13 protein-coding genes are annotated in these 26,745 nt (G+C 45.3%); all 13 read right to left on the bottom strand.

Translation table 11 applies throughout. The features are described 5' to 3' along the window. Positions 1-3: 3 nt before the first annotated feature. A complete protein-coding gene (locus CLIN57ABFB40_RS15090; RefSeq protein WP_175630860.1) occupies positions 4-1,929 on the bottom strand; it encodes a sialate O-acetylesterase in 1,926 nt (641 codons plus the stop codon). A 22-nt stretch (positions 1,930-1,951) separates the two neighbouring features. Next, positions 1,952-3,910: a cellulase family glycosylhydrolase gene (locus tag CLIN57ABFB40_RS15085; RefSeq protein ID WP_175630859.1), complete on the bottom strand. Its 1,959-nt coding sequence runs from the start codon at positions 3,908-3,910 to the stop codon at positions 1,952-1,954. Positions 3,911-4,009: 99 nt separating this feature from the next. Further along, positions 4,010-6,202: an endo-1,4-beta-xylanase gene (locus tag CLIN57ABFB40_RS15080; RefSeq protein WP_254871791.1), complete on the bottom strand. Its 2,193-nt coding sequence runs from the start codon at positions 6,200-6,202 to the stop codon at positions 4,010-4,012. 37 nt (positions 6,203-6,239) lie between these two features. Then, positions 6,240-7,307, bottom strand: a complete 1,068-nt coding sequence (locus CLIN57ABFB40_RS15075; RefSeq protein ID WP_254871790.1) for a DUF5627 domain-containing protein — start codon at positions 7,305-7,307, stop codon at positions 6,240-6,242. A gap of 44 nt (positions 7,308-7,351) precedes the next feature. After that, positions 7,352-9,106, bottom strand: coding sequence for a RagB/SusD family nutrient uptake outer membrane protein (locus CLIN57ABFB40_RS15070; protein ID WP_175630858.1), 1,755 nt, complete (start codon positions 9,104-9,106; stop codon positions 7,352-7,354). A 44-nt stretch (positions 9,107-9,150) separates the two neighbouring features. Next, positions 9,151-11,961: a SusC/RagA family TonB-linked outer membrane protein gene (locus CLIN57ABFB40_RS15065; protein WP_175630857.1), complete on the bottom strand. Its 2,811-nt coding sequence runs from the start codon at positions 11,959-11,961 to the stop codon at positions 9,151-9,153. A 31-nt stretch (positions 11,962-11,992) separates the two neighbouring features. Further along, a complete protein-coding gene (locus CLIN57ABFB40_RS15060; RefSeq protein WP_175630856.1) occupies positions 11,993-13,894 on the bottom strand; it encodes a RagB/SusD family nutrient uptake outer membrane protein in 1,902 nt (633 codons plus the stop codon). A 14-nt stretch (positions 13,895-13,908) separates the two neighbouring features. Continuing rightward, complete coding sequence (locus tag CLIN57ABFB40_RS15055; RefSeq protein ID WP_175630855.1) at positions 13,909-17,052, bottom strand: SusC/RagA family TonB-linked outer membrane protein; 3,144 nt, start codon at positions 17,050-17,052, stop codon at positions 13,909-13,911. A gap of 117 nt (positions 17,053-17,169) precedes the next feature. After that, positions 17,170-18,903, bottom strand: a complete 1,734-nt coding sequence (locus CLIN57ABFB40_RS15050) for a glycoside hydrolase family 43 protein (protein ID WP_175630854.1) — start codon at positions 18,901-18,903, stop codon at positions 17,170-17,172. Between the two features lie 215 nt (positions 18,904-19,118). After that, positions 19,119-20,450, bottom strand: coding sequence for a glycoside hydrolase family 43 protein (locus CLIN57ABFB40_RS15045; protein ID WP_175630853.1), 1,332 nt, complete (start codon positions 20,448-20,450; stop codon positions 19,119-19,121). Positions 20,451-20,469: 19 nt separating this feature from the next. Next, positions 20,470-22,446 (bottom strand): glycoside hydrolase family 97 protein, encoded by a 1,977-nt coding sequence (locus CLIN57ABFB40_RS15040; protein ID WP_175630852.1) that lies wholly within the window; start codon positions 22,444-22,446, stop codon positions 20,470-20,472. 21 nt (positions 22,447-22,467) lie between these two features. After that, entirely contained in the window at positions 22,468-24,912 is a 2,445-nt protein-coding gene (locus CLIN57ABFB40_RS15035; RefSeq protein ID WP_175630851.1) for a TIM-barrel domain-containing protein, read from the bottom strand. Between the two features lie 25 nt (positions 24,913-24,937). Next, positions 24,938-26,665: a glycoside hydrolase family 43 protein gene (locus CLIN57ABFB40_RS15030; protein WP_175630850.1), complete on the bottom strand. Its 1,728-nt coding sequence runs from the start codon at positions 26,663-26,665 to the stop codon at positions 24,938-24,940. Positions 26,666-26,745 lie beyond the last annotated feature (80 nt).

Below are 26,745 nucleotides of genomic sequence, written 5' to 3'. Positions count from 1 at the left end.
TTTTCAATGTTTAAACAAGTGTGGAACAAACTCTTTCAGACAGCGTCTCCATGTGAGCCATTCGTGTCCGGTGCCTTGCGATTCATAATAAGCCACGTTGATGCCCAGTTCGCGGAGAGACTTTACCAACTGCTTCGTGCCCATCTGTTCGTCCGTTCCGCAGCCGAGGAAGAGATAATGCACTTTCTTGTTGAACTTACCTGCATCGGCAAACACACCGTCGAAGCACGTTTTCACATCCAGCCCGAAAATCGCCCCGCTAAACCCGCCAATGTAGGAAAACATATCGAGACGCGGCAACGCTGTTTGGAATGTCTGGTGTCCTCCCCACGACAAGCCTGCCATCGCACGGTGTTCGCGGTCGGTCTTGGTGCGGAATGTACGGTCTATCATCGGAATGAGGTCTTTCAGAATGACATCATAGAAAGAAGCACCGTAAAGCGCACGCTCTTCGTTCACATCTTTCCCCGCACGCGGCACGAAGGGAGTCTCCACATCTCCGCTATCCATCACCACGAGCATGGGCACGCACTTGCCGGCAGCTATCAGGTTGTCCATGATGTAGTGCATATATCCCTGGGTGCTCCAGCCGGTTTCATCTTCTCCCATGCCGTGCTGCAAGTAAAGCACCGGATAGCGTTTTTTGGGGTGAGACTCATACTCTGCCGGTGTGTACACCATGCAACGACGAAACTCTTTCTTCGCTTCTGAATAGTAGGTGCAGGAGCGCACTTGCCCGTGCGGCACTTGCTGCGGGCGGTAGTAATCGCCCTCCGCCCCTTCGGGTATCTCGATGCCGCTCGCCATGCTGCAACAACCGAAGAAGGTACACGAAGAGGGATCTACCACCCTGAATCCGTCTACCAACAAGAAATAATAGTGGAATCCCACCGGCAGCGGGTCGGTCTTCACGCTCCACCAGCCATGCTCGTCCATTGCCATCTCATACTTCCTGCCGCAGACGTCTGCCTGCAAGCGTTTCACATCGGGAGCATAGCAACGGAAATAAGCACGGTTGTCCTTGTCGACACGAGGGAAGTCGCTGCCGTGCATATTGGTGGGGGCTGCCACTGTGTGCTTCCACACATCATCGGGCGAAGGAAGTTCAATGCCCATCAGGTGGAGTGCCTGTGCCGCATAGCGGCGTCCCAGCACCCGGTAACCGGCAGCATCGAAGTGAAGATGGTCGGGAGCGCAGCTCAACCCCTTGGAGGAGACAATAGCGCAGTTCTTTATCACCTGCGGTAGCATAGCAATTACCTCGTTCATGCTTGCACAAACACCACCGTGGTCGGCATTCACCACTTCACCGGCAATCAGAGGCACTTCGTCAGCCTGCAGATGGAGGTCCGCAAGCAGGTTGTCATATACGCTCTTCACCTTTTGGGGCCACTCCTTGTCACCGGTGTTCGACTCACCCTGATGCAGAAGTATCCCTTTTATCACACCGCTTTTCTGTGCAATGCGTGCCATCTCCACCAAACGGGTATACGGGTCGTTGTCATACTCTTTCAGCGTGTTCACCATCCAGTCGGGAGCTGTTTTGATATACTCCTCGCATTTGTCTTTCTGGAAAAGCTCGATCCGGCACCCGCCTATCGCCACGTGCACCACTCCGATGCGCACATGCGGGGGCAAGTTTTCTACCAAGGTCCGTCCGAAATAATCAGCCGGTGTCAGCCCGGTGTTCGGACGACACAGCGGAGCGCGGGCGGGATACCATTCGCCTTTCACGCGTCCCAACTCTTTATTGTCTACCGCCGCCAACACTTGGAAGCGTGCATCCACCAGCGTATCTTGTGCTTCATAGCGGGCATTGCCTTCCATGTTGGACTGCCCCAGGCACAGATAAATGTAAAAGTTTGCATCCTGTGCAACCGCGCAAAGGCTTGCACACAACAAACAACTCAACAATAAAAACTTCTTCATTTACTATCTTTCTATATTATATTTATTCCAACTTTATGCTGCTTATCACAATCGGCTTGCCACCATTCGACCAGAACCCGACAATGTAGAGGTGCGACGGGTCCACCCTATTGCCATCAGCATCTTTCATCTGCTGCAAATCTACCACTACGCTGCGTGCCTGTCCGAAATCGTAGGTGGCAGGCTTCGACCAATAGTTGTCCTTGTCAAAAAGGCGGAAAGAGACACCGCACTCGTTGTCGTTGCCCAATTCCACGGTCAGCCTCCGATAGCCCGACAAGTCAAGTCCGCCGGGGTATTTCCATCCGCCAAAGCCCCATGCGCCTGTCACCAAGGTGCGGGTCGTTTCGTCAAAGGTACCTTCTTCCCATATCGAAGGGTCAAACACGTCTTCCGTCAGCACAAAAGGCGAAACCACCGTCACCTGCAATGTTTGTTGCATGCTGTTTCCCGCTGTTGTGCGGTAAGTCACCGTTACCGTAGCATTACCTGGTGCCACTGCCACCAGTTTGCCAGTCGGCTCCACCTTCAGCACTTGTTCGTCCGAGCTATTGATAGTCGCCTCGGCAGTCACCATTCGCGAGGTGCCGTCTTTATACACTGCCTTTACTTTCAGGTAGTGCACTCCTCCCATCTGCAACGAGCGTGTCGCCTGCTCGCCCATCAGTTCCAGTCTCTCGGGCTCGCCATTGACAGTCACTCCCTCGGCATACTCCTTGAACCAATGATACATTGCCCACGGACAGGCTTCGGGATCGTTGAGGAACGTATAGTTGCCCTCTGTACCCGGCACGTCCTTAAACGCTGCCAGTTCGTGGCTTCTTGTAGTGAAAAAGAGCCACGACACATTTCCCGCATTGTCGGCTATATACTTGAAGTTGGCGCCGAAACCCTTGCCACCGGCTTCGCCTGTGATGCTTTTTCCCCAAGTAGCATCGTATTTCAAAGGTGCCCAATCTATTTCCGTCACCATGATGGGGGCAATCGCCGCCACCGGACCTACTTGCTTATCCCATCCGCGCTGGAAGGACTCGTAGCCTCCACCGGTGGAAGAGCCGATTCCCTCGCCACTGTCTTTTTCGGCATCGCTGCCATACCATCCGGGATAGCAGTGCACCGCAAAGCCGATGTTATCGCCCTCGATGCGGTGGGTGGCATATCCGGCATACTGCGACTGGTAAGCTAAGCCCGGCACCCAAATGATATTACGGCAATGGCTTCTTATCTTGTCTACAATGGACTGGAAGTAAATCTTTGCATTGGCAAAGCAGGCATCGGAGGTGCTGCCATAGACCCCGTCGGTCCCTTTTATGTTGACCGGCTCATTGGCTAGTTCGAACATGATGTCCGTATTGTTCTTCACTTTGGGATGTTGCGAAACAATGTTCCACACGTTAAGCAGGAACTGCTGATAGCTATCGCCCACCTCTATTCCCTGATAAGGAGCTTCGTTGGGGCATACCCCGGGCGGGCGCATCACCACATACATTCCCTTAGATACGAAATACTCCGCCATCGGCACAAACAGTTCGTCGAGATACTTGCGGAAACGGGTTTCGGAAAAGCGTTCGTGTCCTTCGTATCGTACAAACGGCTTTGAAGTATCATCGCTCCAATAAGGGTCGAGATGCATCCGCACGAAGTTGAACTTCCATCCGGCAGCCACAATCCCGTCTACCATACGTTTGTTATAGCTAAGACACGACTGCACATCATAGTTAGTCCATGCGTTGTCGTTAAAAAAGGGGCTGTAGGTCTGTGTAAATCCATGAAGATTGACCGTCTCGCCCTTTTCGTTTTTAAGGTAGCGCCCCTCTACGTGCAACACCGGCAACTGATGGTAGTCTTTCTCCGGAGCCGGTTCGTCCTTGGGTGTTTCCGGTTCGGCAGGAATCTCCGGTTGTATAGGAAGAGAGCTTTCGTCCGAACAAGACGCCAAAGCCAAGCCTATCCACGCCAGCAAATAAATGATCTTTTTCATATATGATGTTGATATTACATAGTTGTTGCAAAAATATGCATTAAAACAATAAAGGCAGCGGATACAATTCGCCCCGCTGCCTTTTCTCACAAAACCCCATTATTTACCAGCCAATCCGTCTGCAAAACCGGCATAAGTATGCTTACGGTTGTAGTTGGAATCCCATAAACCTACAGGTTCACCGCCACGCCAGTTAGAATCACCGGGGGCACCGGGAGCATCGGTAGCACACCACTGCGTGATGCCGTATTGCTGTGCCACAGGAATAATCTCGAAGTATTTCTTCACGATAAACTTATAATATTCAGCCATCGCTTTATGTTGTTCTTCTGTCATATCCTTTGTCAACACCACAGTGCCGCTTTCATCCACATATCCCATATCCAGCTCGGATACTTTCACGAGTTTGCCACTCTTGGCTAAGATTTCAAACATATTCACTACACATTCTTCTTGCTTCTGCTGTTTAGCAGCATCGGCGTTGTAAGATACGTGCATCTGTGTACCGATACCGTCAATCTTTGTCACACCGTCAGATTCCCACTTCTCTATCCAGTGTACCAAGCTCTTGGCTTTCTTATTGTCATCCCAAGTGGATTCCAGATTGTAATCGTTGATGAAAAGTTTGAGAGGTTTAACACCACCGTTTTCTGCATAATATTTACGGGCGGCAGCTACAACAATACGAACATAATCTTCACTACCCAAGTAATCTTGCCAGTAAAAATTATTAACATCGTCAGCACCGGCATTAGAAGCAGACTGCAAGACATAGAAACCTTCACCGTCATTGCCATCACCTGAAATAGCTTCGTTCACTACATCCCAAGTAGTCACGTAACCACCAGTAGTTTTCATCATTCCTTCAATCCAATTGTTCATTGCCAAAGTAAGCGCTTCTTTTTTCTCTTCGGGAGTAAGAGGAATAGAATTGGCTGATTTTTCATAAAATATATCGATATCATCCATAAAAATAGTCCCTTCATATGCACCGACACTCCATAATAAGTGCAATGCATCCTCGCCATTACAGGTCGTTTTAACAGTTATTTCCTTCCATTCCGTAGTAATCGGTATATCCGGGAAATTACCACAATTAGGATACCCCTTATCGGGGTCAGGATTCTGAAAAGCTAACCCAATATTGCCTGCTACAGTTCCTTTTATCTTCAACGATACACTATATGTCTGTCCGTTTTCGAAAGGAACTTTCGTTTCATGACATATTTGTTTTGTCCAGCTGTTACCCGGATTAGAAAGTTCTATGACAAACACCCCATCTTCAACTTTTAGCGTCATACCGTCTCCCCATCCATCCAAAGGAGTATTATTTGAAAAATCATAAGACGCCACACTAACAAGTATCATAACCGCCGCGTCTCCCGGTGTAGGTATAATTGAATAAGAATGCACATGCCAACTTGGTTTAGACCAATTAGAAGGCAGACTTCCTTCTTCAAAAGTTCCGTTCTTTATCATATTTTGCTCAGAACCTTTTTCAACCAGCACCATGTCATCAAACCAAAGATCTCCTCCAAACTGTCCGAAACTGAATAACAAACGAGAACAATCGCTATTAGGTGTAAATTCAATGCTTATTGTGCTCCATGTAGTTCCGGCTGAAATCTGTGGTATGCCATAATGTGTATTACCAGCATTCGGTGTTTCTATCCAAAGCGGAAATGTCACAGCTGATGAAGCCTTGGTTCTCATAGAGAATACATAAGATTGCCCTTGTAAAAGAGGAGATTCCAAATCATAGATATTTTGCCAATCCCATGGATTCGCCTTCGCTTCAGGAGTATTGATATGCAAGCAATTTCCTTCTCCTACAGCGGGCGGCAATTCTTTGTCTTTAATCAAAGAATTCAAATACTTATTATTCTGCTGTGCGTGCCAAGCCAACGTATGTCCATATATAGTAATTCCGGCAGCTTGGGCGGCAGTGACAAATTTATCCACAGTTTCGAAATTCATCTCTCCTTTATCGTTCACACACGAAGCATATTTCATCGCGTTGCCTGCGGTCACTTCGTCGAAGTTGGCTTCCGCTAAACGAAATACCAATCCTCCTTCGATAAATTCGTTGGCTGCCAACGCTAATCCCAATTTAAAATCGGGATTAGCTGCACGGTCTATGTACGATTTCAGCGGGGCATAATCATTCAGATACTCGTATTGCGCTATCGACTCCGGTTTTGCCACCGTGACATCGGCAATCTCGGTATCCACGCAAGAAGCCAGCAAAGCTGCTACCAACGTGCCCCATACCATATTATTTTTTCTATTCATCTTCATGTAGTTTTTTTTGAATTGTTTAGATTGCGGTTCACTTCAACTTCACGTTAAAAGTTTCGAATTTGCTCTGTCTGTCGCGTGACACCAGCGCATCCGTGCTGCTACATTTGGCAGTACCCATTTCACCGGTCACAGCATTCAACACATAAGGCGCATAGGTCACTTCATAGGTCAGTTCGAACAGGTCGCGGTCTTTGTCGCCCCACGCTTTCTTGGCACCATGATAGGTCCACTTGCCCGAACCGCTTGCCTGAGCCCCCGGCGTGTCGGTAGTGATGGAGCAATTGCCGTTGTCGTCAACCGTTATCACCAAGTCCATTGTCAACGTTTGCTTGGAAGCTTCGCCTTTGTCATTCACCACATCCACCGAAAGCGAAAGAGGATAACGCACTTTGTTGAGGGCAATAGTTCCCAATGTACGTAAGTCTGCTTTCTCTATATTCTGCGGGTTACGGTTAAGCGTAGAAGTGTTGCCATTAATGTCGAGCTGGTCCGTGCCACGACTCAACCAAGTGCCCTCATACTTGTTCTTGTAAGTCACCCCATAAAGCGCATAGTCCTTGGGAAGCACGTCCCAGTCTGCCGCATTCAAGCGATTGGGAGACTCAACTTTAGGTTTGCCCGACAAGATAGAGTCTGAAGCCTGTGCTAACCGTACCGGAATGACATAGGTGAGTTCGGGCGCAAGAGGATCGTTGAAGAAGGCATCGGTCAACTGTATGTCCATACGTCCGTAAATGTCTCCTTTGGGAAATACCACTTGTTCCGAAGAATAGGTATAATACTCCTTAGGCATTGGACGTATCGGCTCGCCATTATCGAAATAAGCATTGGCACACAAACTTTCATCGATAACAATCTGTGCCGTGCGCTCTTGGCGGTTTGACCACACACCGCCCAATGTAGCGATGATCTGCATCCGATATTCATTGTCTTGTTCGGTAGGATATATATCTTCGCCCAATGTGATGGTGCGTATAGGAGTCTGAGTAGCAAAACTGATGGTCTGATATTCGTAGTCGTCGAATTCTTTGTCTCCGTTTTCACAGCCGGCAAACAACAAGCCAAGGACCATGCATTTCATTATTGTCTTATTCATAATCATAGTATGCTTTAGCATTTTATTAAATTTACACTATCGGTTTACCAACCCTTATTCTGTTTCAGTTCGTCATACTTAAGAACTTCCGAATAAGGAATAGGACCGTAATACATATACTCACTGAACGAGCGTTTGTCTACCTCCATCGGAGTATAACGGGTTCCACTGATATTCATCCCTTTGGCAGCTTCGGTCAGATTGCTCTTCCAACGGCGCAAATCCCAGAAACGGAAACCTTCGAAACAAAGTTCGATGCGACGTTCGTTGCGGATAAGTTCCGCCATCTTCGCCTGATCGTTCTTGATGGATTCCAAGTAAGCATCACCATTGTCGCGACCAATGCCGGCACGGTGGCGCAACTTTTTCATCACGTCATAAGCAGAATAGCCGTTGCCGCCCTTATCTTGCGGACCATACGCCTGATTTGCCGCTTCGGCATACGCCAAGAATATCTCGGTATAGCGGATGCGCGGTGTGTAATGATACTGGTCGGCTTTTGCATTCGGGTCGAGGCTGATGTCCTGACGCAACAGTTTGCGCAGATAGTATCCGGTACGGGTAGAACGTCCTACCACCTTGTTCAGCGCATCATTGGTAGTTCCGTCGGCTGCCGTAAAGATTTCCTTATTCGTATTGCCTGCCTTGCCACCATTATAGAGAATGTATGCTGCCAAGCGCGGGTCACGGTTGGCGTACGGAAGATTTTCATCATATTCGTCGGACAGAGACACTGGATAACCGTTCAGCATCGGGAATGCATCCACCAGATTTTGAGTTGGGTTGATACGTCCGTTACCGTAGAGTGTGGGCGGGAAGTTATCTTCTTCGAGTGAGAGGGATTTGGCACGTTCGCCACGCCACAGAATTTCAGCAGGTGATTCGGTTGGACTAAGGTTTTCAATATCGTTCGCATTGCAATACCATGTCCATCCGGTAGGATCCATACCGTCTACCCCTCCGATATGATTCAGTACCTTTGCAGCACTGGCAGCAGCCGTTTTCCAATCAATGCCTGACTGGTCGCTATATGCCGGACTGGCAGCGAGCAAATCCGCTTTTGCCACAAACGCTTCCACCACCTTTCCGGACATACGCCCGATAAAGTTTGTGCCAAACACACGGGTGACTTTGCCTTGGTCTGCTCCTGCATATTTAGCAGACAAGCGTTGCATTTCCGCTGCGTCACCATATTCCCAAGGCAATCCTTCGAGTGCCAACCGGGCATCTTCTTTCAACGCCTTCATGCAGTCTACAAATGTGCTGCGGGGCACATTGAAGTTGGATCCGGCTGCTTCCGGTTCGGTCAAGATGGGTACTCCCATCAACACACCGTCTTCGGTATAGCCCGCATGAGCTTCGAGGAGGTAATACATATACATGGCACGCAAGCCATAGGCTTCCGCTTTCTCACGGTCGCAGAACATCTGCGCCACCACTTCGTCTGTCGCCCATTTCACCTTGTCGGCATTGGCAAGGAAAAGATTGATGTATTGTATGGCGGAACGGCAGGAAGTCCAACGGTCGGCAGGATTGTTGTTTGCCGTCCACATGCCGGAGGCTATTTTACGCCAGCTGTTTTCCGCATCATTGCTCACAGCGTCATCGGTAGCCACGTCGTTGAAAGAATAGCCTGCGCAAGGTATGCGTGTATAGGCATTTGCCAGTATTCCTTCGGCATATTGCGAATTCTCGTACATATATTCCAGTCCGAGGTTGTTCTCGATAGCCGGTTCGAACAAGTCATCGCATCCGGTCAGACAAGCGGCAAAGGCACATATTGTTATAATTTTCTTCATGACTTATTTATTCTATATTTTTATATTCTACAACGAGAGACCCATCAAAAGTCTACCTTTACACCCAGTGCGTACGAACGGCATTGGGGAGAAGTCCCTACATTCATCTCCATATATTTACGCTCCTTCGCCAAGGTCAACAGGCTTGTTCCGTTGGCATAGATTTGTAAACCTTTCACAAGTTTGCCTTTCAGCATGGCAGCCGGGAAGTCGTAAGACAATTGAACACGGTTCAAATCGAAACGTGAAGTGTCGTACAACCAGAAGTCGGAAGCCACAAAGTTCAGGTCGCCACCTTGTGTGGTGAGACGCGGGTATGTGGCGATATCTGCCGTCTCTTCCGTCCAGCGTCCGCGAACCACTTCAGAATATTTGCGATCGCCATACACGTGCATATAACTGTTATTCTTCAGTCCTTTGCCACCAAACGATCCGGTACCTGCCACAAACAATGTGAAGCCTTTGTATTTGGCAGTCAGGTTCAGACCCATCACCCAGGAAGCACCCCACTTGCCCAATACCACTTGGTCTTGCTCGTTGATGACACCGTCGTTGTTCTGGTCTACATACTTCAAATCACCAGGTTTGGTATTAGCATTCACCTTTGCCGATCTTTCCACATCGTCAGCATCTTTGAAGAATCCGATGCATTGATATCCGCGCAAAGCATCAATCGCCTCACCTTCGGCTTTCAGCCAGTCATATTTCACATTCTCGTCCCATTTGGTGTTCTTAGAGGTGTAGTACATACCCACAAGACCCACATTCCATTCAAAGTCGCCGTGCTTTTTGCCCACGTTTACACTCAAGTCCACACCTGTACGACGTTGGTTGTTCATGTTGATATAAGGACGCATATCGGACTTCGGATAGTAAGTCTGGAAATAAGAGGGATAATTTTGGGGCTGCGCCAGCAATCCTTCGGTATTGGTCACGAAGTAATTGGCATTAAGTCTCACCAATCCCTTCCAAAGAGAAGCGTCCAGTCCTACCGTAAATTCCTTACGCTTGATGTAGCCGAGGTCGGGGTTTCCACCTTGCAGGAAGTCGGTGGTCTGCATCGAGTTGTTTACCTCGCTCCATCCCCACCATGTACCTGCCTGTGTAAACTTGGTAGCATACATGTAGTAATCACTGATATCCAAATCCTGATTAAGCACACTATAGCCTGCCGTCAGTTTCAGGTTATCAAGCCAGTCGGCATCTTTGAGGAAACCCTCTTCGGAAAGACGCCATCCCAACGTAAACGAAGGAGAAAGCCCTACCCGGTTGCCTTCGGGCAATTTAGCGGAATGAACCGCCGCCATGCTGAGATCGGCGTAATACTTACCGGCATAGTTATAATCGAGTTGCAAACCCAAGTTGGCATTGCTGGTGCGATGGTAGGTACCCGAATAAGTCTGCTGACTGCCTTGAGCCAACAACAATGCATTCACATGATGATTGTTGGCAAAAGTGTTCTGATAGCCGAACTGTGCAGAGAAATAAATGGTCTGATACTCCGTACTGCCCGATACATTTTGCGTACCGGTATGCTTGTCCATATTGTACTTGGTCAATGAAGTAATACGGTCGCCTCCGAAAGCATTGTTCCAAGAGGCCTCATACACTGCATAGTCGTCGTCGATAGAAGTGATGTAAGAAGTTCCGTAGTCTACGGAGAACTGTGTACGGAATGATAATCCTTTCAGTACTTTATACAAATCGAGGTTGATTCCCGCATCAAACTGGAAACGACGTGAAGTAGCTTTCTGATAACCGGACGCATACATGGCAGCAAAAGGATTCGTCATGTTCAACTGCGTACCTCCCAATAGATATTTGCCGTCGATAAGGTAATTGCTATTGTTGATCAACGTCCACGAAGCAGCATCGTTTTTATCGACAAACTCAATGGGAATGAAAGGTACAAGAGGCGCCGAACCGGGAGCTGTCGGACGTAACGTAGCCGAGTTAGTCCAGTAGTCTGCCTTATCGTGACGGGAATCGTAGAAGATAGCATTCGCATTTACCCAACCGCTGATCCAGTCGTTCATACGCAAATCCACATTACCGCGGATATTCAGGCGCGAGTTGCGGTTGTTCTTACTTTCACCGAAGTTGAGCAAGTCGTTAGAGCTCTCATAACCGATGTTCGTATAGAAGTTGGCGTAGCGTCCGCCGCCCGAAAACTCAGCCACTCCGTTATAGTCCTGACTTGTCTTCCGAATATAGTCGTCGGAAAAGAAGTTGATGTTCGGATAACGGTAAGGGTTACTTCCGCTTGCATAGTTGTAAATCTGCTCATCCGAGAAAGCGGGATCCAGCCCGTCGTTACGCAACGCCTCGTTATACAACGTCATGTATTCGGCAGAAGCCAGATATTTAGGATAGCTTTTAGGCACATTGATACCGACATTGGCACGTGCACTCACCTGCAAGTCTTTATCGCATCCGCGCTTCGTGGTGATAAGGATGACTCCTTTCGCACCACGGCTACCGTAAAGCACCACGGCTTGCGCTGCTTTGAGGAATGTGATTTGGGCTATTTCGGTAGGACGAATGTTGTTTGCCTCACGAGGGACTCCGTCTACCAATACCAACGCTTCGCCCATGTTCCATAATTGTCCGTTGTAACCTCCCACTAAAGATTGCATATTGTCGAGACTGTACAGCGAATAACTTTTATTAGTCAGTTCCTCTACATTGACGGACGAGACACCACCCATCAAATCCGCCCGGTCCACTGTGCGGAAAGCCACATTCACTTTCTGAGCCAATGTATCAGTCTTCTCCACATCCGTCTGAGCCATCAGCCCGGCAGAAGCAAACAACAGTCCGGCGCTAAGAATTATATTTTTATGAATTTGTTTCATGATATTCTATTTCGTTTAATAAGTCACTTGTTTACCATCCCGGATTCTGATAGAACTCCGGATACAAGGTCACGTCAGACAATTTCAGAGGCAACCAGTAATGCTTCTCCGTGAAATTACGCGTCACGATTACCCGATATGTATAGCCGCTTACGGCTGTTTCCTGCGGATTCTCGGCAAGTTCGCCTACGCGTTGGAAATCGACAGCGGTCTTTTCGGTATAAGGTTTCTTGTCGATAAGCAGCCAGCGACGCAAGTCATTGAAACGGTGTCCTTCGTATGCAAGTTCTACCGCACGTTCACGGCGAATCTCACTGTTGAACAGATCGATTGAGCCGGTATATTTGTCATTGACACCTTCTACTCCCGCACGTTCGCGGATGGTGTTGATTGCGGCTAGTGCTGTGAGCGTGCAGTTGGTTGACTTTCCTGTAGACGAGCCGGTAGCATTTGCCGCAGCTTCGGCATACATCAGATAAATGTCTGCCAGACGCATATAGCTACAATAGATATGCAACTGCGGGCTCCATCCCCAGCCATCATCCCATTTATTAGCTGTCACCGGAATAAACTTGCCGAGCAGGAATCCGGTACGGCTTCCGAACTGGTCGTCACGGGCATTTCCGCCTGTATAGAGGGATGCAACGGCTAAGTCACCGACCTCCGCCGAATTTTTATTATCATCAGATACCATAGGCGATCCGTCGAAGCGAATGTCATGATAGAAACGCGGGTCGCGTCCTTTCCAAGGATGAGTCTTGTCCCACTTGGATTCCTGGTCGTCAAGCGGCAATCCGTTTGCCATACCGTAATAGTGCACATAGTTGGCTGTGGGCGAAAGTTGCGGATTGTTATCTTTCTTATAGCTGGCAGGTACAAACTGAAGAGCTAAACCAAAAGTTGAGTTTTGCCAGCCATCTGCCACCAATCCTCTGAACAATGCCTCTGTAGAACCCGGCATTTGAGCATTCTTTCCGTATGTGTAGAAAATGTCGGAATAGTCCTCAAAATCTACCAGGCTATATTGCGTCTGTTTTTTCTCTACCAGCGTAAGCAGCTCCCCGAACGCTTCGGCAGCCTTCCGACAATATTCCTGATTGTAGGATTCGCTTCCTGTGGACACCTTGTTCATCAACGGACTTCCTGCCCACAGGTAGTTTTTACCTAAATAGCCCAGTGCCATGATTTTGTTGATGCGCAGTTGGTTGTGTCCTTTCGTGCTTGGGCTGATAGATGTCTTGTCCCAATCAATAGGCAGCAGGTCGGCAGCCATCCGGAAATCATCGGCAGCCTTATCTGCACATTCGTGATAGCTGAGTCGCGGCTCGTTGAATGTTTCGTTGGGAGGCAACACCCTATCTATATAAGGCAATCCGCCGAAATATTGTATCAGCATGAAATGGAACCATCCGCGGAAGAAATAAAGCTGTCCGGCAATGGCGTTCTTCTGTTCCTGCGTTGCATCGGTAAGCAGGTCCAGATTTGCCAGTCCCGTATTACATTTACGGATTCCGTACCAAGAAGCGGGCCACAAGTCGCGATTCCATCTGAATCCGTCATTCGGAGTAGTAAAGTCCAGATTCAGAGTTTTGCAATCCATAAATCCGGCCCCCCAGCCGTCGTGTTCAGCCTGCCATCCCCAAAAGTCGCCTTGGTCCACTTTATAGCCCATGTGATAGTTGCAGTCTACACCAATCACTTCGTCTTCACCCCAGTTCCAGGAGTTTGACCAGTATTGTTTGGCCATGTCGGGAATACAAGCATAAAGCTCTTCTACAAATCCCTGAAAATTGTGGAAGTCCTTAAAGGCATTTTCCGGAGTGACATCCGATTCAGGTGCTTTGTCCAGATAGTCGGTACACGAAGCAGCCGTACCCGCCAATCCGAGACTCAAACAAGCCATTACAGCATATTTTATAATGTATTTTTTCATAATTCGATGATGTTTTAAAGGTCAAATTTAATACCCAGATTGAAACGACGTACAGTAGGATAAGCACCTTGCGAAGCCAATCCCGTACCTGCAAAGTTCGATTCGCGATCATCCGGCATACGCGACCATACCCAAAGGTTGTTTCCGTTCAGGAATATTTTAAATCTGTTCAATCCGATTTTCTTTACCCATGGTTGTGTAAAGGTGTAAGCCACTTCAGCATTCTTCAGACGAATAAACGAACCGTCGTAATGGAAGCGAGTACCTTCATAATAGCTCGGAGTAGAATTGATACGAGGCATGGGAGCATCTGCATCAAAACGGTCTTTTGACCAGAATACGCCTTCGTCAAATACAGTATTCACGTTATTGTGCAAGGAAGTAAAACCTACATAACGGTTGACGTTGGTCACTCCATAGAACTGTACAAAACAACTGAATCCCTTGTAATCGAACCCGATAGTGGCGTTGTACGTATTTTCGGGAGTACCCGTATAACCGTAAGGAGCACTGTCGTTGGCATCTATCACACCATCACCGTTATAGTCCATAGTGATGTACTGTCCGGGCAATTTCTGATCGTTCATCGTATTGTGTGTAGGCATGGCGAATACTTCGTCCCACGTGTTGGCAAATCCTGCCGTAAGATGAGCGTGATCTTGTCCGATGGCAAATCCTTCCGACTTCTGGTATGCGGGACGCAACACAGGGTCATCGTATTTGAGAATCTTGTTTTCAGCATGAGTCATATTGAAGTTACCCCACAAACGAAGACCGTTGTTCAATGTTTTGTTTACACGAAGTTCCAATTCGTATCCTTTCGTACGCACACGTCCTAAGTTGGCAGCCGGGGCGGAAATTCCTAAATAACCGGGAGTAGCACGGTTTTCGCCAGCTATAAGAATGTCCGAACGCTTGTCATAGAAAAATTCCAAACTACCGGCAAGCAAACCATCGAAGAAAGCATAATCGACACCGATATTCTGCTTCAAAGCTGTTTCCCAATGTACATCGGGATTACCTACTGTAGCCTCCTTATACCAAGTGTAAGGAGATTCGGTACGGTTGTTCAAACCGTGGTAAGACTTACCTCCGTAAGCCCACTGTGTAGCATAGAGGAAACGAATACCAAGGTTGTCGTCACCTACCTCACCGACAGAATAACGTACTTTCAACATATCTACCCACTTGCGAAGAGGCTTGAAGAATTTTTCTTCGCTTATCATCCAGCCCAACGCACCTGAGTTAAACAACTCGAAACGATAGTCGGAACTAAACTTCTCGGAACCGTTGTATGCACCGTTGTATTCCAAGAAATAACGGTTGCCATAACTGTAAGTGGCGCGGAACGCCCAGTCTTCACGATAGTGAGGGAACTCACTACCAGTGCTTCGCTCGGTACGGTTGAACACTCCCATGGCGCTGACATCGTGATCACCGAACTTGCCGCTCCATGACAACTGTCCTTGATAAAAAAGATTGCGTTGAGTAGCCCAGTCCCGCACAGCACCACCTGCTGTAGACCACAAGATACCTTCCTGAAAATCGAGTCCGGTTTTAGAGTCGGTTTGCGCATTGCTATAATGCACCTCGCCTGTTTCCGGATCTATCCATTTGGTCTGCGTCCCGTGATTCAAGTCATTGACACCACGACCGGCTTCCACAAACACGTTGTCCCACGAAATCATGGCACTTGCACGTAAGCCTTTTACAAGGAAGCTCAAGTCCTGTTCCAATACAAAGTCGGTATTGACACGGGTAGTAGTAAGCATTTCATAGCCTGCATTGGCAAGATTCAATACAGAGTTCGGAGCACCTTGCGAATTGGGCTTGTAATATCCCCACGTACCGTCGGAATAACGGGGCAAGAAAGCGTCTGACGGAGAACTGTAGGCTGCCTGCCACAACTGTGAAGCCCCAAATGAATCGTCGGCAATTCCCCACGGTGATTTCTTCACACCATAAGAACCGAAAATATTGGCTTTCAACACGGTAGTTTTGGTAATCTTGAAGTCCAAATTACTACGTGCGTTGATACGGTTGAATCCGTAACCTGCCTGATAACCACGGTTATTGTCCCATTCGCGGAACAAGTCACCTTCGTGCAGAAAGTCTACCGCAGCGAAATATTTGACGTGGCGTGTACCACCCGACAGATTGATGCTCGGATTGTACGACATGGCATAATCTTTGAAAAGTTCTTTCTGCCAGTCAACGTTCGGATAACGTTCGGCCTCTTCCAAATTAGCCGGATGGCGATATTTGTCAATCGTCTCCATCGGCAATACTTTATTCCAAGAAGCAGGATTCAAGCCTAACTCATATTCGGCAGCCTGATTACGCACATACAACGCATCCGCCGACTCCAATCTTCCCGGCAGAGCAGAAACCACTTTAGCCGTCATGTTCATACTTACGTCAATCTTGGCGCGGCCTTCGTTACCGCGTTTAGTGGTTACAAGGATGACACCATTGGCACCCTTCACACCATAAACAGCAGTTGCCGATGCATCCTTCAATACAGATATAGACTGTACGGAACTCATGTCCACACTGCTCATCGGACGTTCGATACCGTCCACAAGGATAAGCGGTTCGCTATTATTCCACGAGCTAACGCTACGAATTACAATTTTCGGATCTTCGTCACCCGGCATACCAGTAGAGGCAGAAGTCACCACACCCGGCAAATTACCCGTCAATGCTGCACCCACATTCGACACACCACCTGCACGCTGTAAAGTCTCACCAGTGGTTTGTGCAATAGCACCTACCACAGATGCTTTCTTTTGTTGTCCGTAACCCACCACAACCACTTCTTCCAGTTGCTTGGTGTCATCTTCCAATGTTACTTTAATAAGACCTTTAGAAACGATCTTTACTTCCTGCGGTTTCATTCCTACATACGAAACAATAAGGACAGACTTCTCACCGGGCACAGTCAATACAAAATTGCCATCAATATCTGTAATTGTACCTACTGAATTATTACCTTTTAAAGTTACTGAGGCTCCAATGATTGTCTCACCATTACTGTCAAGAACCGTTCCCCTCACCGTTATCCCTTTCTGTGCTGATGCTGTTACAAAACTAAACAACATAAGGAGAAACAAGTAAGGAATTTTTTGAATTTTCTTCGTTACATTTTTCATTACCATTAGTTTAAGATGTTAATTAACTCATTGTTTTCTAATCATCATTTTTTTTAATTGCATTAGCTGTCATTATAAATACAACTCATAGTTACTAGTATTAGATTTATATAAAAAAAATAATTATTTGCAAGTAGCGTATAATCCGATTGTAGTACCGGTAAATCCACCAGCTGTTGTAGTAGAGAGATAACTGGGATCTACATCTTTACAAAGCAGTTTCCAGCTTTTTTCACCATCAACAGAATAATAGAAATCGTAACCAATTCCTTGAGATACTAATTTCAAATATACTTCATTTATATTTGCGCCTATTTCATCTGAAGCCAACGTCTGTTCCTTTTCACCGATTTGTTTCAGAGAAATATTTTTATTCTCACCCACTTTATTCAAACAGAAAAAATATTGATGCGTCTCATCTTTAAACAACAGCATTCCGGCTGCTTCCTTATCGTCAGAAGGATTGAACAACATACGGGTAGCACATTCAAATTTATGATGTTGCAACCGACGGCAGACAAATGCCGGAGTTTTCTTTTCCGTAGCGCTAATATCCGCACATTTCAAGGTCAAATATCCGGGTGTTTCCGTCAATGAATATAAATCGGAAGCAGCAGCTCTCAAAGTCATCCAGGTCATGTCGAGTACAGGAGAATCAAAGTTCGCTACCAACTCGAAGTTACCATAAGTAACTGTCGTATCGCGTTTCGCACCTTCACGTTTTACAATCATAGGTACTAAATCATCGCCTTGTGTCATGTACGGGAATCCGTCTTCACTCCATTTCACCGGCATCATAAATGTTTCACGTCCCAAATTCTCAAACTGATTATTAATAGGGCGACAAGCCAGAAAAACAGCCCACCAATCTCCCTCTTTGGTTTGAATCAAGTCAGCATGACCAGCACAGGTTACCGAATTAGGACGGTCAGAATTCAAATGTCTTTGCGTCAGAATCGGGTTGTTTTTCCATGGAAGAAATTTACCCATCGGAGAATCACCACGGAAAATCACTTCCGAATGCCAGTCACCCGTTCCACCTTCGGCGGACATCAAGAAATACTTTCCATTTATTTTATATAAATGAGGACCTTCTATCCAAATTGGTTTGTCTGCCGGTTGGGCTCCTTTATTTACAAGAATCTTACGAGGACCCACAGTTTTATCTGTTTTCACATCAAACTCTTGTATGCGTATGGTACGGTGTCCGCTATATTCAGGTTTATTATCCGGAGCCTCATCATTATTAACAATATATGCCTTGCCATCTTCATCAAAAAAGAAAGAAGGATCAATACCTCCGACTTCCGGCAACATAATAGGTTCCGACCATTCACCAAACGGGTCTTGTGTCTTCACAAAGAAATTCCCGGCTCCTACATTGGTTGTTACCATATAATATGTCTTGTTACACGGATTATAAGAAATAGCCGGAGCAAAAATACCGCCACTCACTTTCTGTCCTTCCATATTCACTAATTGTGAAGCACGGTTCAACACATGCCCTATCTGTTTCCAATTCACCAAGTCTTTACTGTGAAAAATAGGAACACCGGGGAAATAGGTAAATGTAGATGTTACCAGGAAATAATCACCTTCTCCATTTGTGCAAACACTTGGATCGGAATACCATCCCGGCAAAATCGGATTATAGAAATAGTCTTCATCTGACAGAGGATTGGAAATATAAAAATCATCATTTCCTTTATAAGAAAAATAATCAAAGAGAGCCACAGACTTTCCAATAGCCGGCAATTGTTGTTCTTTCTTTGAGTTACATGACATCATTGTCATCCCCAGCATAAATATGGAGAGCCAGACAATTGACATTAATCGTATTACCTGTGTATTCTTCATAATACTTCTTATTTTTTTTATAATCAAATATGAATTACTGATCTTTTCTGCAAAGATAAGCCAGTTCACAAAACTACAAATATAATTATGTTACGGGCTTCTTTTCCTAAATAACATCTTCATTTTCAATGTTACATCTATCTTTTCCCTTGTAGCACGTCTAAACAATCACACTGATTATAAGCACATTACAATCTCATTTTTTTGAATAAAAGCTATTTAAATTCCCAATAATCCAGATTGAAAAGTTTGTTTCCTTTCTCTCCTTTAAAGCAGAAATAAAGATCATGTACACCTTTTGCATTCTTTATCCGGCATGACATCTGTTTATATATATCCAGTCCTCCTGTTGGTGATATACTGACACAGCCTATTACCGGACCTTCCGTGCTGTCCAGACGAATTTCTATCATTCCGCCTTTTTCAACGCAAGCTGCGCTTACACTGAATTTCTTTGCTCCCTTCTTGCCAAAGTCGACACCACGCACACACAGATATTCATTATCATCAATATCGGTTATATACAAACCACCATTCTTATGATTTTCAGCTTTCAGACCATATCCCCAAGCCATCGTTTCGGCTTCCACTCTACGGTAAGGATTAAAGTTTTCAATCTGTTCCAGTTTCGTTTCCTGCCAATAAGGAACTTCCTTAATGGTTCCATCCGGATTATAATGCATTTTTGCAACAGATACCGAACGGCGTTCTTTATGGTCGAAAGTCTCCAGATGAAGCAAATCATAATTTAGACCGAACACATAAGAGCTGCCTTTATAATCAATAATTCCGGGATGATTTCCTCTGGTTCTTTCCGTTGGACGCATAATATATCCTTTTGTACTCCATGGTCCGGTAGCTTTGTCGCTCATAGCATAGCCAATCCCTTCCGGACAACAAGTAGAAGCAAAAGCCATATAATAATGACCGTTACGTTTATATACCCACGGACCTTCCTGATAATGTTCCGGTTTATCAGCCAATTTGACTATTTCCCCCGAATATGAAATCATATCTTCATTCAGTTTCACATAATAAACATTCGGATTGCCCCAATACATATACGCTTGTCCGTCATCATCAATAAATACGGTAGGGTCAATATCATCCCAATGCTCTTTTTGCCAAACCAATGGTTTATTCAAAGGGTCTTTAAAAGGACCGTAAGGAGAGTCGGATACCAATACGCCAATACCATTACCGTGAATCGGGCAATACATGTAAAACTTGCCATTACGTTCGATGACTTGTTCTGCCCAGGCACCGTTATCACGTTTCACCCAATCAAAACTCTTCAAAGAAGCGACCGCTCCGTGATCGGTCCAATTCACCATATCAGTGGAGGTATAAAGCAACCAGTCCAACATTTTGAATCCTTCGGCATCATCCTCATCATGGGTTGTATAAAGGAAAACGGTATCGTTATATACCATCGGAGCCGGATCGGCAGTGTATTTTGTTTGTATAATAGGATTTTGTGCAGTTCCTGAAGTAGCGGCAGTGATTGCCAACAAAAACGATACGCCTAAAAATTTTAAGTTTCTCATATTCTTTTATTTTAAAAGGTTATTTGGTTATTAATACTCCACCATTGCAAGGAATAGTCAATTGCAATTCTTGTTTCTTTCCTATTTCTATTTGTTTTACGCTACCCTGCAATGCCTTATCATCACTAAACAGTCTCACCTTTTCTCCATTGGAGAACATCGGTAAATTAACTTTAAGTTTCAGTGTTTCCTTCTGCGCATTTACTCCGGCAATATACCATTTGTCGCCATGACGACGGGCAAGAATGACGTATTTACCAGGATAACCGTCAATGAAACGTACCTCGTCCCAAGTCGTTGGAACCTCTTTCATAAAATCAATTGCCCACGACGGAGCATCGGTCAGGTTATTCGGTGCCAAAGCGAAATGCTGTACCGGACTCTGAAATAGCACCGCCGTAGCCAGTGCGTAGACATCTGATGTCACCCGCCGGCTTCCCCGTGGGGCATTATCCGCATTATAATATTTGTTCAATGCACTACCTCCAAAATCCATGCTACCTACCGTGTTACGGATAAACGGATGTAAGGTAGCATTAAAGGCCTCATTATCACAGCTGCCTTGAGAGAAATGAAGATTTTCACTAGCCAATACTGCCTCACTCGCTGCGAAGTTAGGATACATACGTTCCCAGCCACGAGGCAAAGTACATCCATGGAAAATAACTAAAAGTCCGTACTCGTTTGCATCCGACAAGATATCCTCATACAACTGCATAGTCATTTGCTTGTCGCCTCCGAAAAAGTCCACTTTTATTCCACGGATGCCAATGCTTTGCATCCATTTCATCTCCTTACGTCGGGCTATCGCATTATCCATCATACCTCTCGGAGTTTGCGGAGCATCATTCCAATACCCATTCGAATTATACCACAAATAAAGAGCTACCCCTTTGTTCTTCCCATATTTAGCCAATTCTTCAATTTTATCACGTCCTATTTGTTTATCCCACAAGGCATCCACCAACACAGACTGATAGCCCATTGCTGCCGAGAAATCAATATACCGGAGTTGCTCTTTATAATTAGTACTTCCATCCATACCGATAATCCAGCTCCATGAACCCCTGCCATACGTAAACTCTCCTTTTGCCTGATAAAGCGGTTTTACAACATCAAAAGGAACCGTTGTCTCCACTATTGGAGCCAAAGTCTTGCCCACAGTAATAGTACGCCAAGGCGTCTCGCCCGGTAATGCTATCCCCGGAGAAACCGTACCATTCCCATTTGCTTCACCTTCTTGCGGAAATCCAATGGTATACACCCCTTCTTTGTGTCCCAACAGACGGCTCGCACAATATCCACCATTTACTCCCGTTTCGGCAACAAGCACCCAACCGTTATCTCCATTACGGAACAGACAGGGAAATGTGTATCCTTCTCCCCAGCCATTTTTCCCTACGGCATCATCTGCCGTATAAGACGTCTCATAACTTGGAGAAGTACGGGCAAATCCTCCCATCGGTTTACTTTGCGGACAAAGGAAAGTGGTGGTTCCGTCAGGAAACGCAAATCCTGTGACTTCTTGCTTAACCACGCAACTTAGTGTCTCACCTTGCGGATACATCTTATATTTAAAAGCAACATCGTTATTACTTATGCGGAATATAACATCATAAATTGTTTTCCCTTGTTGTGTAAACGAAAATACAGCTTCATTTGCCACATAATGTACCTTGCTCTTTTTAATAGAAGCCAACTCGTATGTTTCATCTATTTTATTGGTTGAAACATTCTTCTCCAGCGACATCCCCGATGAGAAATCTCCTATATTTGCAACCATCCCCAATGGAGATGGTTGCAAAAAGAGAACATTGTCATAACTAACAGAATAAGAAGGTCTTCCGTCCATATCTGAGACTGTTACTACCAGCTTCCCATCAGGACTTGTTATCTGTTTATTTTCTGCACTTGCAACGCTACTCCCCAATAGCATAGCCATTACTATAAAAGACTTCATCCTATTTCTACTTTTCAGATTCTTTTCTACTGACATAATCACACTTTCTATTTACAATCAAAACTTTACAGAAACTGCCTTCCCACTATAATCAACGCTTTTTTGAGTCCCGTCCTGAAGGGTTACAGTAAACTTACGGTTCTTCAACATTCCCTCATACGCACCTTTTCTTGCCCCTATCGTCAACTTACGAGATGCATTATTCCAAGAGATTGGAATTTCCGTATAAGCTCCTTTTTCGTAATTATAATTATCAAATTCATCTTCATATAAAATGAAGTTTCCATTCGCACCCGCATATACCTTCAATTCAAGATGATCCCACGTTTTTTCAGTTGCATACTGAACTTGTGGACCGACAGGAATAATACTACCCGCTTTTACATACAATGGAATAACATCCAGTGTAGTTTCTTTGGCAATTTCCTTTCCGCCTTCGTGTTTCTCGTTCGTCCAGAAGTCATACCATAGCGTTCCTGCCGGTAAGTATATGTTAGCAGATTTCGTTTCCCTGAAATCCACAGCAACGTCCGTTTTTGTTTTTTTCGCTCCATCTCTGTTCCATCCTTCTTCTTCGGAGACTTTTACCACAGCTTCCGGTGTATATTGTGCATGAGCAATCGGAGCCACAAGGATCGATTTTCCAAACATATATTCGTCATTGATATCCCACACCTTTCTGTCGTCTACAAAATCCATCATCAAAGCGCGCATAAAACTCGATTGGCGATTGCTCACTTCCCAAGAAGTAGAATAAATATAAGGCAACAGAGAGTAACGCAAACCTATCATCTTCTCGATAGCATCATATACAGGCTCGCCCTTCTTTCCGAACTTATAGATTTCCCTATAAACATCCGTCCCGTGCGAACGCATCATCGGATTGAACGTTCCAAACTGCAACCAACGCACATAAAGTTCCTGATACAATGGATTTTTTGAAGCACTATCATCATTCCAGCTTTTATTATAATGTCCTGCAAAAAAGCCACCAATATCACTATTCCAGTGAGGCATACCACACAAAGAAAAGTTTAATCCGGCAGGAATCTGATTTCTAAAACTCTCCCATGTGGAAGCGACATCACCACTCCATACATTTGCACCATAACGTTGCTGCCCCAAGAATCCGGAACGGGTTAAAATAAACACGCGTTTGTCCGAAGTCACTGCACGCTGATGGTCGTAAACTCCTCCGACAGTCATCAACGGATAAGCATTGCGCACCTTACGGAACGAGCCCAGATAGGTTTTGGTATCCATATCCTCCGGCTTCCAGTCCAAATGGTCGGGTTCGGTAGAGTCCATCCACCAGGCATCCATTCCCAGTTTGAAAATTCCGTCATTCAGATATTTCCAATAAATATCACGGGCCTCGGGATTGTAAGCATCATACACTCTTACACCGGAAGGATATTCCATGTTGGGGGGCCATGACTCCAATCCCGATTGCGGCCAGGTAGTGAAATTAAACAACATCCCTTTTTTGTCCAATTCTCTATAAGGTTTGGTCATCGGTCCGAATGACGACCAGATAGATATAGCCATGTGTGCGTTCATTGCATGAACATCCTCAATCATCTTTTGAGGATGATTGAAAGTCGGGTTCTGAAAATCCATCGCATTCCACAAATAGTTATGCCCCCAATATTGCCAGTCCTGAATAATACCGTCCAAAGGAACCCCCAACTCACGATACTTGCGAACAACATCTACCACTTCCTCCTGGCTCTTATATCTTTCTTTACTTTGCCAGTAACCATAAGTCCATAAAGGAAACATCGGTGCTTGCCCGGTCAAGCTGCGTACCTGTGCTATTACGCCATCGGCATTCTTCCCGTACATGAAATAATAGTCTACACAGTCACCTACTTCAGAACGGAAAGATGTTTCAACTTCGTTGTCCGTAAAAAGAGTCGGCGAATAGTTATCCCAAAACACACCATATCCTTTAGTAGACTGGAAGAAAGGTGACACATCTTCCACATTTCCCTGTATCAGATTTTTAGTCATGTTCCGCTGAATCATCTTTCCATTTTGCAATTGTCCCAAACCATAAATGGCTTCCTCCTTATCTAATACAAAAGGTTGATAAACCTGATAAGTTTTTGTCCCGGCATCATCGAAATCGATAAACTGCATACCGGATTTCTCTGCCAATAATGATTTGCCATCCTTTGAGAAATAAGAAACAATTCCCGTCCCGGTGTCCACACTGACACTTAGTTCGCTGGTGTTCAATACAATCTTATTATCTTGTATATCAGCCTTGAAACTTACCTTCTCGGGTTTGGCAATTACAGAAAGACTCTGTTTTTCATAGGCAACACCTTCCGGCGATTTTATTACTCTCGCCACAGCAGGCGCAAAGAATTGTACTTCTATATCCACTGCATTTACAGTGGTTTTGATGCCGGACGATGTTTTCTGATAGTTCTGTGCGAATAAAATATTTGTGCTGAAGCATAAACATATACCCCAAAATAGATGATGTATTTTCATAATTATGGAATGATAAGGTTTCTAATTAATTACCAACAGATGTTGCATACAAGCCGATCATTGCTCCTGTAAAACCACCAGCCACATTGGTAGAAAGAATATCACCGGAAACGGTTCCTCCTACATTTGTAAAATTTTTGCCATCAATCGAATAATTAAAACGATAATCATCTCCATTGGCTGCGACTTGCAGTGTCACAGGTTTCTCTATTTCTATTTTCACCTCAGCCAGGACACTCGCTTGTCCTTTTTCGGTTCTTTGCAGCATCAGGTAATGGTCTTTTCCCTTTTTAGTGATACCGAAAACATAGTGATATCTTTCATTTTGGTAACATGTTATACCGGCAAAATCTTTCTCATTTTTCGGTTTGTACGCCATGGTCGCTGCCGCTGTAAATTGATTATGCTGCTGACGGTAGAACAAGGTAGAAGTAGGTTTCACTTCATTGATATTTGAGGTAAAAGGGATGATCCGCAACCCTTTATCGGTCATCTCAACGAAATCTTCACGAGGTCCTCTAAGACCGATCCATCTAAGGTCTAATGTCTTATCGGAGAAATCATCCTTAAAGACAAAGTTGCCACTAGGCAAATAACCGTTTTTCCCTGTCTGGTTCTCTACTCTCGAAGGCATCTTCAATGTAGGTTTCATAGGGATAAGCCCATTTTCGAAAACGGGAAATGTTCCGCTCCAGTCCACCGGAAGAATAAAAGTTTCGCGTCCGGTATTCACTCTGTTCTTCTCATTGGGGCGTATTCCTAAAAATACACCATAATATTTTCCGTCGGGTCCCTCCACTAAGTCTGCATGACCAGCCCAGTCTACTTTATCCACCCGGTTTGCAGGAAAATAACGTTGAGTCAAAATAGGATTATTATTTGCCGGAAGATAAGGTCCTTTCGGATGATCACTTACAAAAATGACTTCGCTATGCCAGCCTCCGGTTCCTCCTTCGGCACACATTAAGTAATAACGTCCATCTTTCTTATAGATATGAGGAGCTTCAATCCATACCGGTTTTTCTTCTATATTGACGCCACCGTTTACGATGATCCTGTCTGTTCCTGGAACCACTTTATCATTCTCCACATCATAATCCCATATTTTTATGACACGGTGTCCCGAATAACGTTCTTCTCCCTGAGCAGGAGCATCATTATGTACCACGTATGCCTTGCCATTATCATCAAAGAAAAGAGAAGGATCAATGCCTTCAAATTGAAGTTTGATTGGATCACTCCAGCCATTCTCCGGATTCTTTGTCTTTACCACCATATTTCCAAAGCCGCCGGAAAATTGAGTGGTTATCATATAAAACGTATCATTATGGGGATTATATCTTATAGCAGGAGCATATACACCAGCACTAATGCCACAATCTTCAACCTTTAATTGTGATGTTCTGTCCAGTACATGACCGATTTGTTTCCAGTTGACCAAATCATTAGAATGGAAAATAGGCACCCCGGGAAACATGGCAAAAGATGAGCACACTAAATAATAATCATTCCCTTTCCGCGTTATACTCGGATCGGGATAACAACCCTGCAAAATAGGATTATAGAACTCACCCGGCTTTAAAGGATTGTTTTGATAAATAGCATCCTCCCCCTGATAAATAAATTGCGTAAAGACAGGAGCATTTTTCGTTATTTTACCCTTGCCACTCACCTCCATATTAAAAAACAGCATAAAAAATACGACAAGCGCCACGGATTGCCAGCCCGACAAAATCAATTTTAATGTTCTCATAATATCACTTTTTATTTTCTATAATTTTCTGTTCCATAGTAGTGTTTGCAAATGTATCGATTCGGTTTTATCATATATGT

Source organism: Bacteroides acidifaciens (assembly GCF_903181435.1).
GTDB lineage: Bacteria > Bacteroidota > Bacteroidia > Bacteroidales > Bacteroidaceae > Bacteroides.
Note: the sequence above shows the minus strand (reverse complement) of the source record. Positions and strands in the feature narration are given on the sequence as shown.

Excerpts from the sequence above, each read along its gene's own strand:
- CLIN57ABFB40_RS15040 (WP_175630852.1), bottom strand. The coding sequence starts at position 22,446 with ATGTCAGTAGAAAAGAATCTGAAAAGTAGAAATAGGATGAAGTCTTTT.
- CLIN57ABFB40_RS15055 (WP_175630855.1), bottom strand. The coding sequence starts at position 17,052 with ATGGTAATGAAAAATGTAACGAAGAAAATTCAAAAAATTCCTTACTTG.
- CLIN57ABFB40_RS15080 (WP_254871791.1), bottom strand. The coding sequence starts at position 6,202 with ATGAATAGAAAAAATAATATGGTATGGGGCACGTTGGTAGCAGCTTTG.
- CLIN57ABFB40_RS15070 (WP_175630858.1), bottom strand. The coding sequence starts at position 9,106 with ATGAAGAAAATTATAACAATATGTGCCTTTGCCGCTTGTCTGACCGGA.
- CLIN57ABFB40_RS15060 (WP_175630856.1), bottom strand. The coding sequence starts at position 13,894 with ATGAAAAAATACATTATAAAATATGCTGTAATGGCTTGTTTGAGTCTC.
- CLIN57ABFB40_RS15085 (WP_175630859.1), bottom strand. The coding sequence starts at position 3,910 with ATGAAAAAGATCATTTATTTGCTGGCGTGGATAGGCTTGGCTTTGGCG.
- CLIN57ABFB40_RS15035 (WP_175630851.1), bottom strand. The coding sequence starts at position 24,912 with ATGAAAATACATCATCTATTTTGGGGTATATGTTTATGCTTCAGCACA.
- CLIN57ABFB40_RS15065 (WP_175630857.1), bottom strand. The coding sequence starts at position 11,961 with ATGAAACAAATTCATAAAAATATAATTCTTAGCGCCGGACTGTTGTTT.
- CLIN57ABFB40_RS15045 (WP_175630853.1), bottom strand. The coding sequence starts at position 20,450 with ATGAGAAACTTAAAATTTTTAGGCGTATCGTTTTTGTTGGCAATCACT.
- CLIN57ABFB40_RS15075 (WP_254871790.1), bottom strand. The coding sequence starts at position 7,307 with ATGAATAAGACAATAATGAAATGCATGGTCCTTGGCTTGTTGTTTGCC.
- CLIN57ABFB40_RS15090 (WP_175630860.1), bottom strand. The coding sequence starts at position 1,929 with ATGAAGAAGTTTTTATTGTTGAGTTGTTTGTTGTGTGCAAGCCTTTGC.
- CLIN57ABFB40_RS15050 (WP_175630854.1), bottom strand. The coding sequence starts at position 18,903 with ATGAAGAATACACAGGTAATACGATTAATGTCAATTGTCTGGCTCTCC.
- CLIN57ABFB40_RS15030 (WP_175630850.1), bottom strand. The coding sequence starts at position 26,665 with ATGAGAACATTAAAATTGATTTTGTCGGGCTGGCAATCCGTGGCGCTT.